This is a genomic window from Spirillospora sp. NPDC052269 (assembly GCF_040679435.1).
Classification (GTDB): domain Bacteria; phylum Actinomycetota; class Actinomycetes; order Streptosporangiales; family Streptosporangiaceae; genus Spirillospora.
In genome coordinates this window covers 1-15,997 of the sequence record NZ_JBFAUU010000003.1, presented here as the reverse complement: position 1 = coordinate 15,997, position 15,997 = coordinate 1, and the positions used below count along the sequence as shown (strand labels likewise).

Sequence of the window (15,997 nt, the reverse complement as noted above, 5' to 3'; positions counted from 1 at the left end):
GGACTTCGATTGAGAGGAATCCCCATGGCTGCATCACCGGCGTCCGTAGGCGGTCGACCGAACCGGGCCGTGCTGCTCGCGGTGACCTGTCTGGGCCAGTTCATGGTGCTGCTCGACAACACGATCGTTGGAGCGGCGCTGCCCGACATGCAGCACCGGCTGCACACTCAGCTGACCGGCCTGCAGTGGATCGTCGACGCGTACGTGCTGCTGGTCGCGATGCTGCTGCTGTCCGGCGGCGTTTTCGCCGACCGGTTCGGCCGCAAGCGCGTGTACCTGGCCGGTGGGGTGGTGTTCACGGCCGCATCGGTGCTGTGCAGCCTCGCGCCCTCGGTCGGATGGCTGATCGTCGGACGCGTGCTCCAGGGCATCGGGGCCGCGGCGCTGAGCCCCGCATCGCTGGCCCTGCTGGTCGCCGCCTATCCCGTCCCGCAAGAACGCGTCAAGGCGATCGGGCTGTGGGCCGGATTCAGCGGAATCGGCCTGGCCGCAGGGCCCGTGGCCGGCGGCGTGCTGACAGAAGCCTTCGGCTGGCCCGCCATCTTCCTGGTCAATCTGCCCATCGGCGTGATCCTGCTCCTGGTCGGCCTGCGCCACCTGGACGAGTCCCGCAACCCGAGCGCCCCTGCGATCGACATCCCGGGGACGGTGCTGTCCGTTCTCATGGTGGGGGCACTGACCTATGGGCTGATCGAGGGCGGCGTCCGTGGCTGGACCTCACCGGTCATCCTGGGGAGCTTCGCCGCCACGGCGATCCTCCTCGCCGCCTTCGTCACCGTCGAAGCGCGACGCCCCGCGCCGATGCTGCCGCTGCGGCTGTTCCGGCAGCGGCTGTTCACCGTGTCCAACACCGCCATGGTCGCGGTGGGGTTCGCGCTCATGGGCTCGACGTTCTTCTTCTCCCAGTTCTTCGTGTACGTCCAGGGCAGCTCGATCCTGCGCGCCGGCCTGCAGACCCTCCCCACCTCCCTCGCCATGGTGATCGTCAGCCCGTTCGCGGGCCGGCTCGCCGTCCGGTACGGCTTCCGGATCGTGGTCACCACCGGCCTGGCCCTGGCCGGAGGAGGGCTGCTGGCGCTGGGAATGGTGCACGCCGACACCGGCTACGGGAACGTGTGGTGGCGGCTCGGAGTGGTCGGCATCGGCTTCGCCCTGACCATGTCCCCACTCACGGGCGCCGCCATCCAGGCGGTCAGCCCGCAGGAAGGCGGCCTCGCCTCCGGCATCAGCAGCACCACCCGGCAGATCGGCGCGGTGCTCGGCGTGGCGCTGCTCGGAGCCGTCGTCCACGTCCGGCAGTCCGACGGCGCCTCCTTCGAGGCCGGCCTCAACAGCGCCTTCGTCACGGCCGGCGCCATCACCTTGGCCACCGCCGCGCTCACCGGCCTGTGGTTGACCAGGTCCAAGTCCGTCGAAGGCTCGGCGGTGCCGCGACGTCCCGCCGATCCGGACGAGGCCACCACCTCGAACGAGGTGCCCGCGAACAGCTGTTGACGGCGATACCGAACACGCCCCCGCCGTCCGACACCTCTGAATTCCATGGAGGGACACATGCCCCGCACATTCCTCACCACCAGCGAGAGCACCGGCCTCGGCCGCGCCCTGCTCGCCGTCGTGGACGCCGAGAAGCCGCCGACCCACCTCATCCTCGGCAGCGACGCCCTCAGCCTCGTCGCCGACGCCCGCTCCACCTTCGAGGGGGGCAGCCCTGGTAAGGCCCGGTGATTGAGTGGTCTGTGTTCTCTGCCGGTTGTCACTGTCTGTGGTGGTCGCCGGGTGCGTAGCGGCTCCAAGGGGTTCCGGCGGCGGTGGCGGTGCGGGCTCCTGACGAAACTCCCTGACCAGCGCGATGAGGTCGGCTGATGAGGTCAATTCCACGCTACGGGAGCTCGTTTTCCACGTTCGACACCTGCGGACGGCCTCGCGCGACTCCACTCAACACGGGGTGTATCAGAGCCTCCACCAATCCCGGCGCGGTTCAAAGAGTACAGGTCGTCATGCCAGGCTCGCGGTGTCTTGGGACGGGTCGGGGATCGGTGGTCAGGCCGGTGGGGTGCTGCTGACCGAGACGCTCCGTGTGACCGGGCATGACCGGGCGCTTTCGGAAGGGCTCGGGCGGTGGCGCAAGCCGCGGGCGGTCCATGATCCGGGCAAGGTCGTCGCGGACCTGGCGCTGATGCTGGCGTTCTGCGGGGACTGCCTGGCCGATATCGCGATCCTGCGTGCCGAGCCGGAGTGGCGGCCCCGACCTGGAAGCGCACCTTCGGGTTCCACCCGATGACCGCGTTCATCGACCACGGCCCCGGCGGGACCGGGGAGGCCGTCGCCCTGCTACTGAGGCCGGGAACGCCGGGTCCAACACCGCCGCCGACCACATCACCGCCGGGCGTCTGGCCTTGCAGCAGATTCCCGACCACCTGCACAAACATGTCCTGATCCGGACCGATGCGGGCGGCGGCACACGCGGTTTCGTCGACTGGGTGACCCGTCGACGGCTGAAGTGCTCGATCGGGTTCAACCTGACCGACGACCTCTGCGCCGCGATCCTCGCGCTGCCCGAGCGGGTGTGGGAGTGCGCCTACGAGGCCCTCGGTGGCGGCCTCTACACCGTGGCCGGCGCCGTCCGGAAGGGCTCCTGGAAGCTGGGCAGCCAGTGGCAGGGCCAGGCCGGCGAGGCATTCGACGAGTACCTGTTCCGCTGGAGCATGGGCATCGGCGGACTCGGTGACGCCGCGATCGAGGCCGTCGGCCTCGGCCCGGAGGATCCGCCGGCGGACGTGGGCGCGGGCATCTACACCGCGTACAAGATCTACAAGATCGTCCAGAAGATCGTGAACGGCATCCGGATCATCGTGAAGATCTACGACGGCATCCAGAAGGCCATCGACGGCATTCACAAGGGAATCCGGGCGATCATGGACGCCATCAACTCGCCGATGCCCACCCTCGGCAGTCTGGTGGGCGACGTGGAGCAGCGCGGCTTCGAGTTCGAGAAGAGCGGTGGCTGGTCCTCGACCCTGGGCGCCGCCCGCATCGGTATGATCCCGGCGACCTGAGAACTCGGAGCACGGACATGTCTTACTACAGCTACGAAGGCTTCCAGACCGACGAGCAGCCGGACCCGGAAGCCGAGGAGCGCGCCGCCAAGGCGGGCCGGCTCGCCGAGGAGTTCCCGGGCAACCAGAGCGACCGGCAGCGGGACATCGCCGGCCGGATCTGCGAGCAGCTCATGGCCGGCTCGGACATCGACGACCTCAGCCGGACGGCCACCGAGGACGCGAGGCGCCGCAAGGAGCAGCGAGAGGACAGCTACCGGTGATCCAGCAGCTGACCGAGTTCACGGTCACCCTCGACTACGGCCGGTCCCACACCACCTTCCTCGTCCACGTGGACGGGCAGCAGGAGCCGGTGGTTCGGGTACACAAGGACGCGGCGTACGACCACAGCCCGCCGTACCAGGTGTTCGCCGGCCCCGGGCTCGGTCAGCTGGTGGGCTACGTCAACGACTTCTCGGCGATCGCCCCCGACCGCCGGGTGATCGGCCGGGTGGAGCACAAGAACCGCTCCTGGCGCCCGGACGAGTGGACGGTCACCCAGGAGGGCTTCGGCACCCTGAACGGCGAGCCGGTCGGCGCGACCAACAAGGCCCGCCGGGCGCTGCCGGTGCTCGACTGGGGCGTGGTGGACGCCGCGCTCTCCTTCAAGATGCACTGGCACTCCGCGCAGTCCCAGGGTTTCGAGCTCGCCCGCCACGCCGGCGTGCGCGCCACCTACACGGTCAAGATCCACGACCCCCGTCTGGACCGCCTGCTGGTGCTGGCCGCCTTGGTGCACTTCAACCGCTTCGGCACCTCGGACCTGCGCCAGAGCGTGGTCGACGTCACCGCCAACCCCTTCAAGGCGTAAGGCCCCGCGCGGTTACCGGTTACCGCAACGGCCCGTCGCCGGGCTCCTCCTGTCCCAGGGGGACGGCCCTGGTAAGGCCCGGTGATTGAGTGGTCTGTGTTCTCTGCCGGTTGTCACTGTCTGTGGTGGTCGCCGGGTGCGTAGCGGCTCCAAGGGGTTCCGGCGGCGGTGGCGGTGCGGCTGGCCTGCTGGTCGGTGTAGCCGAGCATGCGGGCGATGACCGGGGCTGGGGCCTGGAGGACGAGGTAATGCAGGGCAGAGGTTCGTCCGCTGATGGTGTTGATGCCCTGGTTGCGAAAGCGGCGGCTGATGGTGTCGCTGGTCATGGGCTGGCCGCCGCGGCGGCCGGGAAAGAGCCAGCGGGTGCCGGGGTTGGTCGCGGTGGTGAGGTTGAGCCGCTGGTCGAGGTAGTCCAGCAGGAGCGTGGCGAAGGGCTCGGGGACGGGGCTGGGCGGGTCGCCGAGCCGGAGGGCGACTTCGGATCCGTTGCGGATGACGTCGTCGATGGTGAGCCGCAGGATCCGGGTGACGGGTTGGGCATCGAGGAGCACGATCACCGCGGCGACCCTGGTGAGCAGCGGGATCTGGTCGTCGGTGAGGAAGCGGCGTAGGAGTTGAAGGCGTCGCTGCTGGCTGAGCGGGGCGGGGTTGGCGGTGGGCTGGTGAGGGATCGTGATGGCGGGCAGCGCCTTGTCGTTCATGGCCCAGCGCAGGAACTGGTGGGTGTTGCGGCGGCGGGTGTAGCCGTCGGCATACCAGGCGTCGATGTCGGCCTGGCGGCAGTCGGCGAGTCACTCGGTCACCCTCCGCCGCTTACATCTGATGAAGGAACTCTTCATCAGATGTAAGCGGGCCCGCCACTGCCAGGTCAGAACAGGTATGAGTCACCCGAGCAGCCAGCCAGTAGGCTCCAAGACATCGCCACACGTTCCGGCTGCATAGCCGTGACCAGCAACTCCGCCGTCGCAGGCACGCTGATCCGAGTTTCCTCAAATGAAATAGCGGCCACTTCCGGAATACGCCAGAAAGGGACCACGGTCTGACGGCCGGTCGCTAGGGTGATCGGCGTCGGGTTGGCGGTGGTCCTGGGGGTTGCGGGTGACCTTGTTCGATCGGACCGCGTTTCCGCGTCACGTCGCGACTCGGCCACGACCAACCCGGCCACCGCGACAGGAGGCCACGGCGAACAGCGTGATGATGAACGGTGACGCGATGGCCGCTTCGATTCGCGCGGAGGTCATCCACCTGACCACGGCCCAGCTCCCGGATGCGAGCCACGGCCGCGCGTGGCGTCCCGCTGCGCGGTCGGGCTGGTGGTGACGTTGGAGGCGCCGTCGATGCGGAAGCACACTGCCGACGACAACGGCATCGGCGAACTCCTGGAGGCGTCCTTCCTCGGAGACTCGACGGTCTACCGGGTGCTGGAGCGGGCTCGGGACGCGGCCAGATGAGCTTTGGCAATTTCGCGCGCAAGGTGCGCGATCCGGCCCTGCCGTACGGGCGGCGAGTATCAGCGCTGCGCTCCTGCGTGCAGCTGTACCGACCTCTCGGCTTCGAGGCGACCTTGAGTTTCCTGGAGGCCAGGGCCGGAGCGTTCAGCACCGACGAGGCCGCTCTGCTTCGCGCACTGGCCGCATTGGAGGTCAGCCGTTCGGCCTGGAACGCTGAGAAGCAGGCCTACGCGGCCAATCGTCGCCAGGCCAAGCGGCGGGGTGAACGAAGCCCTCACCCCAACGGCACCAACCCCTACGTTCCGGCGCATTGGTACGGTGCCCGCCAGGAGGCGGCACTGCACGCCGTGCGTTTCTGGCACCGGAGTCGACTCGCGAACCTGATCCGCGAAGACGACCCGGCGTCGCTGGAGCTGGGACGATGCGTACAGGTGTGCCTTGATTTCGACGGCGACATCACTCCCGACCAGCGTCAATCGCTGGCCCGGTGCCTCAGCGAGTTCATCACACGCCTCCAGCCCGCATTGTGGCATGACAACCAAGCGGACTACTTCCGTGTCCGCGACCTGTTGACCGTGGCCCGGCACATGGAGGCTGCCACCTCACCACGCCCAGCAGGCCACCGGCTGACCCATCTCACCCCAGGTGGCCGCGCTACGGGGGGAACCTCAATGCGATCTAAGCGGCGGGCACCTTGAGTTCGGTATCGCTCGGTGGTTCTCGCATGGAGAGCCAGATCGCGGGCCAGGTGCGCGCGGCGCAGACCATGCGCGCGCAGGTATCGCAGGTCCGCGGTGGTGTCGTACATGAGCTGGACGTGGAAATAGTTCACATGCTCCAGCACAGCGAACAGAGCGAACCCCAGACCCGGCCAGCTACCGGCCCCAGGCTCGGCCACCGCTGCCCAGCCAATGAGCAGCAGCCCGGCGACGAGCACAGCGACGTTTCCCACGCGGGCCAGCGCCAAGGCTCCAGCACCGCGCAGACACGAGCCCGGTGCTGCGATCTGCCGAACCTTGGCCGTCCAGTACCAGGCCCCTTCAAGGAGCAGCAGCACGAACAACGCGAACCCGACGACGTTCGCCATGGTCAACGGCAGACCGATCACTCCGAACCACACCACCGCCTGCAGGGGTACGTTCAACAGCTCCAGCCACGCCAACGAGCGCAACCGCCGCTGTATCCACAACCGAGAGCGATGATCCACCCGACGACTATGCCAGTCCGACGGCGACGAGCCGGTACCTCAGGGCGACTCCCTCGGCGTCATCGCGGCCACGACCGGCATCCCGAAGACCTCGCTGCACCGCTACCTCCGCACCTGCTCACCGCGTACAGGTCAGGCGTCATCGCGCTGCCGCTTGGCCGAATGTACGACGTTGCCGACTGCTGGGACGAAGACTGCGGCCCCTCCATCGAGGAGCTGAAAGCCACCGTGTATGCCCGCTGCACCCAACAGCTGAACAGCGGTGGCTCCCACAGCGCATAGTGCAGAGGACTTTGGACATCTGTGCACGCGGCTTCGGAAATTGACACCCCTCGCGCGCCGCCGGACGGGCCTACGAGTGTCGGAGATACATGTTGCAAAGTCGGGGTGTCCAATAATCCCGGCGGAAGCGATTTCTCTACACGCGCCAGGTGTGACACCGCCCCCGGACGACCTCGAGCCCTCCGCCGTGATCCGGCAGGCCGCCGACGAGCCCCTGGACGCCGAACCCGCGGCTCGACGGGCAGACGTCCGGCGTCGGTCAGTCGGACATCATCTTGCTCAGCCAGGTGATCGAGAGCGGGTAGCGGTACTCGATGCCGAAGTGGCCGGCGTCGAACAGCTCGAAGTGGACGCGGTCGTCCGGCACCCCGGCGGCGGCCACCTCCCGCCGGAACGCCATGGCCCCGGAGTCCAGGAAGAACTCGTCGCGGGTCCCGGAGTCGATCCACAGGGCGCGCATCGAGCGCAGCGCCTCGGCGTGCTCCGGCTGCGCCGCCATGAGCACCGGGTCCCAGGCGAGCCAGCGCTCCCAGACCTCGGGGACGAGCGCGCCGATGTCGTCGAACGGCATGCGGACGGTGCCGTCCGGGTCGGCGGAGTACGCGGCGGCGTAGGCGTAGATCTCGATGAGATCCACGTCGCTGGACTTGGTGCCGGGCACGCGGCTCCGGAAGTCGGCGAAGAACTTCTCCCACGAGCCGTCGTACTCGTTGCGCAGCAGCCGGAACACCTGGGGGAGCCCCGACCGGTAGCAGGTCTCGAAGAGCGCGTCACCGGCGTGGGTGGCCAGCGCGCCGAACACGTCCGGCCGGAGCATCGGCGTGACCATGGCGGCGAACCCGCCGGTGGACTTGCCCGCGATCGCGCGGTGGTCGCGGTCGGGGATCGTGCGGTAGTTGGCGTCGATCCACGGCACCACCTCGTCGCAGAGGTAGGTGTGGTAGCGGCCGGTGGCGGGGGAGTCCAGGTGCTGGCTGCCGCCGAGCGAGGTCCAGGCGTCGAAGTAGACGACGATGGCCGGGGGAGTGCCGTCGGCGGCGAAGGCCGCGTCGACCATCTCGGGGTAGGCCTGCCGGAACGGGGGGCGGTTGAACACCATCCCGACGTGGCCGGTGTACCCGGGGAGCCAGTAGACGACCGGGTAGCGGCGCTGGGGCTCGGCGTCGTAGCCGGGCGGAAGGTAGACGTGCAGTGGCCGCTCGTGCGGGTCACCGAGAGGGTTGCCCCGCAGCACCTTGCTGTCGAACGTCGGATGCTCGAACCGGCCTGCGAGATCGGCTGACCACGGCAACATCGGCTTCCTCCATGTGTTCATGCGTCGGAAATCTTCAGAGGGGACGGAGCGCCGGGGACCGGACCGGTGCCCCGGGGCGGCCGGGCCCGGCCTTCACGCGCCGTCCTGCCCGGTGTTCACGGGCTGTCGGGGATCGGCGGCCGTCCGGCGTCCGGGCCCAGCGGCCGCTCGAGGACGGTGCGCAGCACGATCGTGGTTCTCGTGCCGGCCACGCTCGGGATCGCGCGGATGCGGTCGAGCGCCTCGGCGAGCGTTTCGGTGCCGGAGGTGCGAACCTTCACCCATTGACATGCTCCCCGTCCTGATGGAGGGGGATTTTCGTCCGTGCGGCATGTCCCGTGTGGGTCATGCAGCACCACGTTGGCTTCCTGCTTCGTGGCCGTGTGCCAGCGTGGACGCTGGTCTTACCTCGGCTCCACAGGCGTTTATCCTGTCCGCCTGTCCGGCGGCCAGTACGTTCTTTTCTGCGTTGTGGTCACGGTCATGGCACACCCCGCAGGCCGGGCAGGTCCATTCCCGGATGTGGAGGGGCTTGGGGCCGTCCTTGATCCCGCACGCCGAGCAGACCTGGGACGTCGGCTCGAAACGCCCGATCCTGGCGAACCCTCGGCCGTGCCGGGTCGCCTTGTACTCCAGCATGTTCACGAACGCCGACCATCCGGCGTCGTGGACGCTCTTGGCGAGTCTGGTGCGGGCGAGTCCGTTGACAGCCAGGTCCTCCACGTAGACCGCTTGGTTGTCGCGGATCAACCGGGTGGACAGCTGGTGGTGGAACTCGCGGCGCGCATCGGCGACCTTGGTGTGCCGGCGTGCGACCTTGGTGCGGGCCTTGGCCCGGTTCCTGGATCCCTTCTGCGTGCGTGACAGTGCCTTCTGGAATTTGCGGAGCTTCTTCTCGGCTCGGCGCAGAAACCGAGGGTTGGACACCTTCGTCCCGTCGGAAAGCACAGCGAAGTGCGACAGGCCCAGGTCGATGCCGACCTCGGTTCCACAGGCCGGTAGGGGGTCGTTCCCGACGTCCACCACGAAGCTGGCGAAGTACCGGCCCGCGGCGTCCTTGATCACGGTGACCGAGCTGGGTTCGGCGGGCAGCGGCCGTGACCACTTGACCGCGACATCGCCGATCTTGGGGAGGGTCAGCTTGACACCGACCTTGAAACGGGCGTTGCGAGTGAACCGCACCGCCTGCCGGTTGTCCTTGCGGGACCGGAACCGAGGCGGCCGCATCCTCGGGCCGCGTCGTTTGCCGGAGATCGAGGCGAAGAAGTTGCGGTAGGCAGCGCACGCGTCGGAGAGCGCCTGCTGAAGAACCACAGCCGACACCTGCCCCAGCCATGCCCGCTCAGGAGTCTTCTTCGCCTCGGTGATCAGCAGCTTGGACAGCTCGGTGTCGGAGACGAACGGCAGTCCCGCCTCGTGCGCGGCCCGGCGGGTGCCGACAGCGTCGTTGAACACCACCCGCGCACACCCGAAGGCCCTGGCCAGCTCGATGCACTGGGCCTGTGTCGGGTACAGGCGAAACTGATAGCGAAGCTGCACAGGCCTGATCGTACGCCCGGTATTAGTGCGCGAACACAGTGAGTATCGCACTAACCTGGCCGGTTCTGCCCGACATTCCGGGACGCCCACGGGCCCGAGCCCGGCGATGCCCGGGCCGGCGGCTTCGCCCAGGTGCGCAGGCTGCGGCCGATCAGGCTCTGCGCGAGATGGCCATGATGTATTCGCAGGGAGCGTTCGTTCGGTTGGCGAAGCCGTGGGCCGTGTCGGCCTGCATGAACAGGGAGTCGCCTGTGTTCAGGGTTTCGCTGATCCCGCCGATCAAGACGGTGAGGGTGCCGTCGAGCACCACGACCTGCTTCTCCGCGCCCGGCGGATACGCGGGCAGCAGGCCGGTGGAGACCTGCGCGGGGAGGTAGTGGACGATCATCTCGGCCCCACCCGCCCCCGGGGCCGCTGACACCATGTGCCGCTCGAAGCCGGTTTCCGGGTCGCGGAAAACGGGGCGGTCGTTCTTGCGCATGACGATGGCCACGGCGGACTCGGCAGCGGCCGGCGCACCGATCAGGTCCGAGAGCGACGCGTCGAGCGCGTGGGCGATCCTGGACGCGACGCCGATCGTCGGGCTCTTCTCACCGCGTTCGACCTTGGACAGCATCGCCCGGCTGACCGACGACTGCGTGGACAACTGCTCCAGCGTCAGGCCCGCCTCCTCGCGGCGTCGCCGCACGTTGCCGCCGAACGCGCCGGCCAGATCGTCACCGTGCTGCGGTTCGGCCGCGCTTCCGTCTTGCTGGACCACCGTGCTCCTCGATCGATGCGTGTCTGCCGTCGACAGTGTACGGTTTCTCCTAAAGAAGACTAAGTCTTCTATCGAAGACAGGCGATGTGCGCCCGACACGACGGAGGTTCCATGCGTTTGATCTCGGGTGGCCGGCACCATGCCACGTTCGAATTCGGCGACCTGCAGGTGGTCTCGCTGCGGGACGGGTACATCGACATGCCGCCGACGCGGCTCCGCGACGAGGACGGGTGCGCGCTCGATGAGCTGCCGGACGTCGTCCCGCTGGTGGGCGACAACCTGCGGCTGTCGGTCAACGCCTTCTTCGTCACCGACGGCACGCGGTCGGTTCTCATCGACACCGGCGCGTCCAACGCCTGGCACGACCCCACCATGGGACTGATCTACGACGCGCTCGACGAAGCGGGGATCGACCGCGCGCGGGTCACCGATGTGGCCATCACCCACAACCACGAAGACCACGTGAGCGGCCTGATCGCGCCGGACGGTTCCGAGGCGTTCAGCGAACTCGAGCGCGTGTGGATCGGCGTGGGCGACACCTCGGTGTTCACGGGGCGGCTCGAGCCGGTCCGCGGGCGGGTCGTTCCCGTGTCGGAGAAGGTCGCGATCAACGACTGGACCACCGCGATCCCGACGCCGGGCCACACACCCGGTCACACCGTCTACGAGGTCAGGAGCAGCACCGGCCACCTTCTCGTCTGGGGCGACACCGTTCACGTCCCCACGCTCCAGTTCGACCAGCCGAACGTGTCCTGGGAGCTCGACGGCGACCAGTCCCAGGCCCGCGCCGCGCGGGCGGGGCTCCTCGAGCAACTGACCCGACCACACCACTTCGTCGCCGGTGCCCACCTCGACTCACCAGGCATCGCCCGCGTGACCTCCTCCGGCGACGGCTATGCGCTGGAATACCTCGCACCACCGATCGGCTGATCGAGCCGAATGGCTCCGGGCCGCCCCAGGGCCTGACGCCACTGTCGACGGCCGGGTCACGACCTGCGGAGACCGGCCGACCTCGAGAAGTTCACTCACATCGGTCACATCTGAACGGGCCGTCTTGTCTCCCTGTCGCCGTCCCCGATTTCCGGGCGGCGAGGTTGAGGAGGGAATGTCCGGTGGTGGCGCACGTTGTGATCACCGGAGTCGGGATCAAGATCCGGCTCCGGTGCTCCGACCGTGCGCACCCCGGCCCACCTTCCCCAAAGAGAACAAGGACTCCGAGGATCGATCATGCGTAAGAAGCTCATCTCCGCTGTCGCAGGTGTTGCCATCGTCGGTGGCGTACTGGCACCCATGGGCACTGCCGTGGCGAGCAACGGTTCGCACCGGAACGTCCGCGCCCCCAAGGGGGCCGACTCGGCACCGGCCGGCGTCACGACCGTCGACAGCCTTTCGCGGGAGAACGCGAAGGTGCTTCAGGACTTCTACGCAGCCTTCGCGCTGGGCGACATCGACGCGGCGAAGAGGTTCGTCACGGCCGACTTCATCATGCATGTCCCCGGCAAGGGGAAGAACGCGGGCGAGTACTGGGGGCCGGACGGCCTGTCCACGTTCATGAAGAACATCCTGGCCTGGAACGGTGGACGGTTCGCCCTGCAGGTACCGCACGTCTCCGTCAACGGGGGCGACGGCTTCACGCGGGAGGTCATCGACCTCAACCGCCGGTTCGACCCGGACCGAATGTGGCAGCTGCGGTTCACCATGAACTACAAGTTCAAGGCAGGAAAGCTCTCCGAGGCGTGGACGATCCCGGAAGACCAGCGGTACTACGACGCGTACTGGACGGCCCCTGCAGGCCAGAGCGCTGCTCCGAAGAAGGCGTCGACGGCGCCCGCCGCGGGGCAGCCGCAACGGATCGACATCAGTGACGCCACCGATGCGAAGAACCTGGCGTTCGGCAAGGAGTTCTACAAGAGGTTCTGGGAGGGAGACCTCGAAGGCCTCCGCAAGGTGATCGGCAAGGACATCGCCATCACCATCCCTGGCAAGTCGGACATCTCTGGCACCTACCGCGGGTTCGACGGCTTCCAGAAGTTCCGCGCCAAGGTCATGGCCACAGCGGGCGACCGCTACAAGCTCGACGTCGAAGCGATGACCGCGGACGGCGAGGGCTTCTTCGCGAAGGAGTTCACCCGCATGAACCGCTCGTGGGACGGCAAGGTCGAACCGGTCACGGCCAGCCTCTACTACACCGTCCAGGGCGGCAAGATCGTCAAGATGGAGGACTTCCCGGAGGACCCCTACGCCTGGGAGACGTTCTTCACCAGGCCCAACAAGTAGCCCCAGCACGGTACGAGCTGGAGGACTGCCACGTAGAGGCCCACGATGCGGACGGGTCGTCGGCGGTTTCCGCCACCGACGACCCGCCTGCACATGGACGACCGCTGCTTCGGAACGAAACGGTGTTGGCTCCGAGTCCGTCCAGCGTCCGCCGGCACGCGGGTCATGGCCCGCTCATGGAAGCGGTCGCCGAGCATGTTCAGGTACGTCCGGCCTTCACTGTCACAGCCCTTCCTTTGAAGCCGGTGGCGCGGCGTCCACCTATCGAGGCGGATCCGACGGACCGCCCACACCATCCGCTTCCCGTGGCCATTCGACCGGCTCCATGTAGAACCTCGCCTGCGCGATGCGATCTCCTTCGACCTTCACGATGATGACCCCGCGCTGCCAGAACTTCACCCCGTTGTCCACGTCACTCATGAACTCCCACTCCGCCCAGAGGTCATCGTGCGTTCGCGCTCGCCCGAAGATTCTGGCCTGGACGGTGGGATGGGATGCGAAGATCGCCTCCCAGTTGCGACGTACCTGTTTCGAGCCGGTGAAGGAGCGCGCGGGGTGCGCTGGCCAGTCGCACTCGAACATTGGCGCGAAACATGCCTCGAGGGCATCGATATCGTGCTTGTTGATGGCGTCGAGCAAACGATCGGCAACAGATTCCACCATTCCCCTTCACCCTTTCTTGGATCTTCATCACCCTGTGGATCGAGCGCCACGGGACACGGCTTGCCGATGTCCGTCGACGCCCTCACGCTACGGGGAAGCCCGCGCCAGGACCTGGGCCGAGACATCACGATCAGCGCCGCTTGCGGACCTTTTCCTTGGGCGTGGGCCGCCGGGTGTGGTGAAGGTTGAAGGCGGTGGCGGGTCAGAGACGCTGTTCCTTGTGGGAAACGAAGGCACCTTCCTGCGGGGTGGTCGGCCTGCTCTGCGGGCGCTGATGCGCGGCGGCGACGATCTGTTCCAGCGCCGCCGCGTGCGCTCCGAAGGCGACGCGCCCCTGTTCGGAGAGGCGAACGCGAGTGCTGCGCCTTCCGTGGAGGCGGTCCTTGCTCACCTCTACATAACCGGCGTCCTGCAATGAGCTGATCTGCTTGGACAGCGCGGAATCACTCGTGTCGAGGCTTTCGCGAACGATGCGGAACTCCATCCACTGGACGGGCGCGAGCAACGCAAGGAGCGAGAGCCTGGCTGGCACATGGATGTACTCGTTGAAGAACGGTTCGACCATCGGCCGTCAGTATCGCATCGTCGCAGAGCGCGCCTTCTGTACCGGCTGAGCAATGGCGATGCCGAAGAGTCCGGTGACCAGACACGCCAACGTCACCGGAATCGGCGTACCCGCTCTCGATGTCCCCCACGCGGCCAGGGCGAACACCACAAGGATCGCCACGATCTCTCCGACGTTGACGGCGACCGACCGGACCGAATGCCGGGACGTCCGGACCTTGGCCCCGATCCGCCTCTCGGTGAACTCGCCGAGAGCGCTGAAGGCGGCAACGCCCAACATTCCCGTCACCGGCATGCCTACCGCCATCCCGCTGGGGGACAGATCCCCGACCGGCCCCATCGCGGCGATGATCGCACCGCGGCCGGTCACCGACCACCACGGCAACCGGGGATAGGCGGCGCGCAACGCCCGCTCCTGCAGGACGCGTACCTCCTGAAGCGCCCGCTCAGCCCGCTCAACGTCCATGCCACCCTCCCGAATGTCACGCTTTCCTGCAAGGAAAGTAGCAGTAGCTTTCCCCGGAGGAAAGCTCGAAGTCGAATCCAGACACTCTGGACCGTCGGGAAGTACGGCCACCGCGAACCCAGTACCCCGCCCCCGGCGTCCGGGATTCTGCAGCCGGCTCGCGGTTTGACCTCGAGTGCGCTCGAGCAACGAGGGTGGGGCTCGTGATCACGCCCAGGATGGCTCTCGGCACGATGCACTTCGGCACCACGATCGCCATCATGTGATCGGCGAGAGCGAGGTGAAGGATTTCTTTCGCCCCGCCAACGACTTCTTGGAGCTGTTCGCGATCGGTGACGTCGTGGGCGTCAACACCGCTGGGGAGATCCAGGCGCGGTTCCCGGGTGCGGTCGCGGTGGGTGGTGATGGAAGCCGCGAGCTCCTCGTCTATGACTTCGGGGAACCAGCGCCGCCGTTGCTCCTGCTGGAGGCCAGCGCCAACGACTGGTCTGAAGCGATCTTCCAAGCGGGATCGCTCACCGAGTTCCTGCGCGCGTTTCCTGCTCGAGGTTGGCTTTGGGAGCCTGAGACCAGTTGACCTCGCTGGTCACGTGGTGCGGTCGCCGGAGGAGTCGCGGTTCCTCGTGGGCGAGGGGAACGCGGCCTGTGGCCAGGGCCGCGGGTGCGCAGCGCCTTGTTTTCGCAGGTCCGGCGGATACTACCGTCAGGCCAGCGTGCGGCGAATTGGCGGCGGCGGCCGCAGCAGGCGCATTCACGGATGTGCCGGCGCGCGGCCCCGGGAAAGTCCCCACTCAACCTTCGCCCTCTGCTATTTCTCGGTCAGGCTAGCCACACGGACACCGCACCATAGTGATCAGTACAGACACCGTCCGAAGACTGAATCGCTTTGGTGGCGAACGACCGGCGGAAACCCGTTGGGCCGACGGGGCGATTGCGGCCTAGCATGCGGCGTGTGAGCAGAAGGTTGCGCGGGATCGCGGCTGTCAACGCGCAGATCGTCGCCGAAGGCGAGTACGCGACCGACGGTGGCGCGATAGTCGTCGTGGGCCGGGCGTTGGAGGCCGCGATTTCTGGCACCGTCAGCTATCCGCCCTACGGGCCGATCGATGTGTCCCACATGGCGACCGATCGCCAGACGTCGTTCGAGGTGACCTCTGAGGGCAGCCTCCAGGCCGCGCGACGGCTGCATCTTGCCGGGGCCGACCGGATCGCCGTTTTGAACTTCGCCTCTGCGCGTAATCCCGGAGGTGGCTATCTCGGCGGTGCCAAGGCCCAAGAAGAGGACCTCTGCCGCAACGCCCTTCTCTATCCCTGCCTCCTGCAGGCTCCCGACTACTACGCCGCCCACCGCGACTCTCCCGACCTGTTCTATAGTCACCGCGTCATTTGGTCCCCGAACGTTCCCGTGCACCGCGACGATGGCGGCCGACTGCTGGACGAGCCGTATCCCGTCTCGTTTCTGACCTCTCCTGCTCCCAACGCCGGGGAGGCACTGAGCCTTTTTCAGTGAGTTTGGGCTTCGCGGGTTTGTAGGACGTGGATGGCCTTGGCGAGGTGGCCGGCTCGGTGTGGGCAGCAGCGGAGCTTG

General features: G+C 67.5%; 19 protein-coding genes and 1 pseudogene. 11 read left to right on the top strand and 9 right to left on the bottom strand.

Going from position 1 to position 15,997, the window contains the following annotated elements:
- The first annotated feature begins 24 nt into the window (after positions 1–24).
- The 6 genes from AB0L06_RS06550 (at position 25) to AB0L06_RS06525 (ending at position 3,906) form a co-directional block, all read left to right on the top strand.
- On the top strand, positions 25–1,494 hold the full coding sequence (locus tag AB0L06_RS06550) for an MFS transporter (RefSeq protein WP_500229905.1): 1,470 nt from the start codon (positions 25–27) through the stop codon (positions 1,492–1,494).
- Positions 1,495–1,551: 57 nt separating this feature from the next.
- Complete coding sequence (locus AB0L06_RS06545) at positions 1,552–1,725, top strand: hypothetical protein (RefSeq protein WP_500229904.1); 174 nt, start codon at positions 1,552–1,554, stop codon at positions 1,723–1,725.
- Between the two features lie 124 nt (positions 1,726–1,849).
- Entirely contained in the window at positions 1,850–2,281 is a 432-nt protein-coding gene (locus AB0L06_RS06540; RefSeq protein WP_500229903.1) for a transposase, read from the top strand.
- Positions 2,282–2,480: 199 nt separating this feature from the next.
- Positions 2,481–3,056, top strand: a complete 576-nt coding sequence (locus AB0L06_RS06535) for a hypothetical protein (protein ID WP_500229902.1) — start codon at positions 2,481–2,483, stop codon at positions 3,054–3,056.
- 17 nt (positions 3,057–3,073) lie between these two features.
- The gene (locus AB0L06_RS06530; protein ID WP_500229901.1) at positions 3,074–3,319 is read left to right on the top strand and encodes a hypothetical protein; all 246 of its coding nucleotides are present in this window, start codon (positions 3,074–3,076) and stop codon (positions 3,317–3,319) included.
- Positions 3,316–3,906, top strand: a complete 591-nt coding sequence (locus AB0L06_RS06525) for a hypothetical protein (RefSeq protein ID WP_500229900.1) — start codon at positions 3,316–3,318, stop codon at positions 3,904–3,906. Before AB0L06_RS06530 ends, AB0L06_RS06525 begins: the two co-directional genes overlap by 4 nt.
- A 113-nt stretch (positions 3,907–4,019) precedes the next feature.
- On the opposite strand, the gene AB0L06_RS06520 is transcribed toward AB0L06_RS06525, so the two are convergent.
- Complete coding sequence (locus tag AB0L06_RS06520; protein WP_500229899.1) at positions 4,020–4,607, bottom strand: site-specific integrase; 588 nt, start codon at positions 4,605–4,607, stop codon at positions 4,020–4,022.
- A 746-nt stretch (positions 4,608–5,353) separates the two neighbouring features.
- Here AB0L06_RS06520 and AB0L06_RS06515 point away from each other — a divergent pair.
- Complete coding sequence (locus tag AB0L06_RS06515; RefSeq protein ID WP_500229898.1) at positions 5,354–6,055, top strand: hypothetical protein; 702 nt, start codon at positions 5,354–5,356, stop codon at positions 6,053–6,055.
- A 1,050-nt stretch (positions 6,056–7,105) separates the two neighbouring features.
- On the opposite strand, the gene AB0L06_RS06510 is transcribed toward AB0L06_RS06515, so the two are convergent.
- From AB0L06_RS06510 to AB0L06_RS06495, 4 genes are all read right to left on the bottom strand, one after another.
- On the bottom strand, positions 7,106–8,140 hold the full coding sequence (locus AB0L06_RS06510) for an alpha/beta hydrolase (protein WP_500229897.1): 1,035 nt from the start codon (positions 8,138–8,140) through the stop codon (positions 7,106–7,108).
- Between the two features lie 116 nt (positions 8,141–8,256).
- The gene (locus AB0L06_RS06505) at positions 8,257–8,421 is read right to left on the bottom strand and encodes an Lrp/AsnC ligand binding domain-containing protein (protein ID WP_500229896.1); all 165 of its coding nucleotides are present in this window, start codon (positions 8,419–8,421) and stop codon (positions 8,257–8,259) included.
- 64 nt (positions 8,422–8,485) lie between these two features.
- Complete coding sequence (locus AB0L06_RS06500) at positions 8,486–9,679, bottom strand: RNA-guided endonuclease InsQ/TnpB family protein (RefSeq protein WP_500229895.1); 1,194 nt, start codon at positions 9,677–9,679, stop codon at positions 8,486–8,488.
- A 151-nt stretch (positions 9,680–9,830) separates the two neighbouring features.
- The gene (locus AB0L06_RS06495) at positions 9,831–10,538 is read right to left on the bottom strand and encodes a helix-turn-helix domain-containing protein (protein ID WP_500229894.1); all 708 of its coding nucleotides are present in this window, start codon (positions 10,536–10,538) and stop codon (positions 9,831–9,833) included.
- Positions 10,539–10,550: 12 nt separating this feature from the next.
- On the opposite strand from AB0L06_RS06495, the gene AB0L06_RS06490 reads away from it, so the two are divergent.
- Together AB0L06_RS06490 and AB0L06_RS06485 are read left to right on the top strand one after the other, a co-directional pair.
- A complete protein-coding gene (locus AB0L06_RS06490) occupies positions 10,551–11,369 on the top strand; it encodes an MBL fold metallo-hydrolase (protein ID WP_500229893.1) in 819 nt (272 codons plus the stop codon).
- A gap of 297 nt (positions 11,370–11,666) precedes the next feature.
- Complete coding sequence (locus AB0L06_RS06485; RefSeq protein ID WP_500229892.1) at positions 11,667–12,716, top strand: nuclear transport factor 2 family protein; 1,050 nt, start codon at positions 11,667–11,669, stop codon at positions 12,714–12,716.
- Positions 12,717–12,977: 261 nt separating this feature from the next.
- Here the strand turns inward: AB0L06_RS06485 and AB0L06_RS06480 are convergent, their stop codons facing one another.
- The 3 genes from AB0L06_RS06480 to AB0L06_RS06470 form a co-directional block, all read right to left on the bottom strand.
- Entirely contained in the window at positions 12,978–13,379 is a 402-nt protein-coding gene (locus AB0L06_RS06480) for a nuclear transport factor 2 family protein (protein ID WP_500229891.1), read from the bottom strand.
- Between the two features lie 202 nt (positions 13,380–13,581).
- Positions 13,582–13,944 (bottom strand): transcriptional regulator, encoded by a 363-nt coding sequence (locus AB0L06_RS06475; RefSeq protein WP_500229890.1) that lies wholly within the window; start codon positions 13,942–13,944, stop codon positions 13,582–13,584.
- A 6-nt stretch (positions 13,945–13,950) separates the two neighbouring features.
- Complete coding sequence (locus AB0L06_RS06470; protein ID WP_500229889.1) at positions 13,951–14,409, bottom strand: hypothetical protein; 459 nt, start codon at positions 14,407–14,409, stop codon at positions 13,951–13,953.
- A gap of 262 nt (positions 14,410–14,671) precedes the next feature.
- Here AB0L06_RS06470 and AB0L06_RS06465 point away from each other — a divergent pair, with 262 nt between their 5' ends.
- Positions 14,672–14,986 (top strand): hypothetical protein, encoded by a 315-nt coding sequence (locus AB0L06_RS06465; RefSeq protein WP_500229888.1) that lies wholly within the window; start codon positions 14,672–14,674, stop codon positions 14,984–14,986.
- Between the two features lie 375 nt (positions 14,987–15,361).
- Positions 15,362–15,919 (top strand): TIGR02452 family protein, encoded by a 558-nt coding sequence (locus tag AB0L06_RS06460; RefSeq protein WP_500229887.1) that lies wholly within the window; start codon positions 15,362–15,364, stop codon positions 15,917–15,919.
- On the opposite strand, the pseudogene AB0L06_RS06455 reads toward AB0L06_RS06460, so the two are convergent.
- Positions 15,913–15,997, bottom strand: a pseudogene (locus AB0L06_RS06455) (IS5/IS1182 family transposase); the annotation flags it as partial. The gene AB0L06_RS06460 and the pseudogene AB0L06_RS06455 overlap by 7 nt on opposite strands.

Bases quoted from the DNA above. Each gene is read 5' to 3' on its own strand.
- AB0L06_RS06550 (WP_500229905.1), top strand. From the start codon at position 25: ATGGCTGCATCACCGGCGTCCGTAGGCGGTCGACCGAACCGGGCCGTG.
- AB0L06_RS06545 (WP_500229904.1), top strand. From the start codon at position 1,552: ATGCCCCGCACATTCCTCACCACCAGCGAGAGCACCGGCCTCGGCCGC.
- AB0L06_RS06540 (WP_500229903.1), top strand. From the start codon at position 1,850: ATGAGGTCGGCTGATGAGGTCAATTCCACGCTACGGGAGCTCGTTTTC.
- AB0L06_RS06530 (WP_500229901.1), top strand. From the start codon at position 3,074: ATGTCTTACTACAGCTACGAAGGCTTCCAGACCGACGAGCAGCCGGAC.
- AB0L06_RS06520 (WP_500229899.1), bottom strand. From the start codon at position 4,607: ATGAACGACAAGGCGCTGCCCGCCATCACGATCCCTCACCAGCCCACC.
- AB0L06_RS06515 (WP_500229898.1), top strand. From the start codon at position 5,354: ATGAGCTTTGGCAATTTCGCGCGCAAGGTGCGCGATCCGGCCCTGCCG.
- AB0L06_RS06510 (WP_500229897.1), bottom strand. From the start codon at position 8,140: ATGTTGCCGTGGTCAGCCGATCTCGCAGGCCGGTTCGAGCATCCGACG.
- AB0L06_RS06490 (WP_500229893.1), top strand. From the start codon at position 10,551: ATGCGTTTGATCTCGGGTGGCCGGCACCATGCCACGTTCGAATTCGGC.
- AB0L06_RS06485 (WP_500229892.1), top strand. From the start codon at position 11,667: ATGCGTAAGAAGCTCATCTCCGCTGTCGCAGGTGTTGCCATCGTCGGT.
- AB0L06_RS06480 (WP_500229891.1), bottom strand. From the start codon at position 13,379: ATGGTGGAATCTGTTGCCGATCGTTTGCTCGACGCCATCAACAAGCAC.
- AB0L06_RS06475 (WP_500229890.1), bottom strand. From the start codon at position 13,944: ATGGTCGAACCGTTCTTCAACGAGTACATCCATGTGCCAGCCAGGCTC.
- AB0L06_RS06470 (WP_500229889.1), bottom strand. From the start codon at position 14,409: ATGGACGTTGAGCGGGCTGAGCGGGCGCTTCAGGAGGTACGCGTCCTG.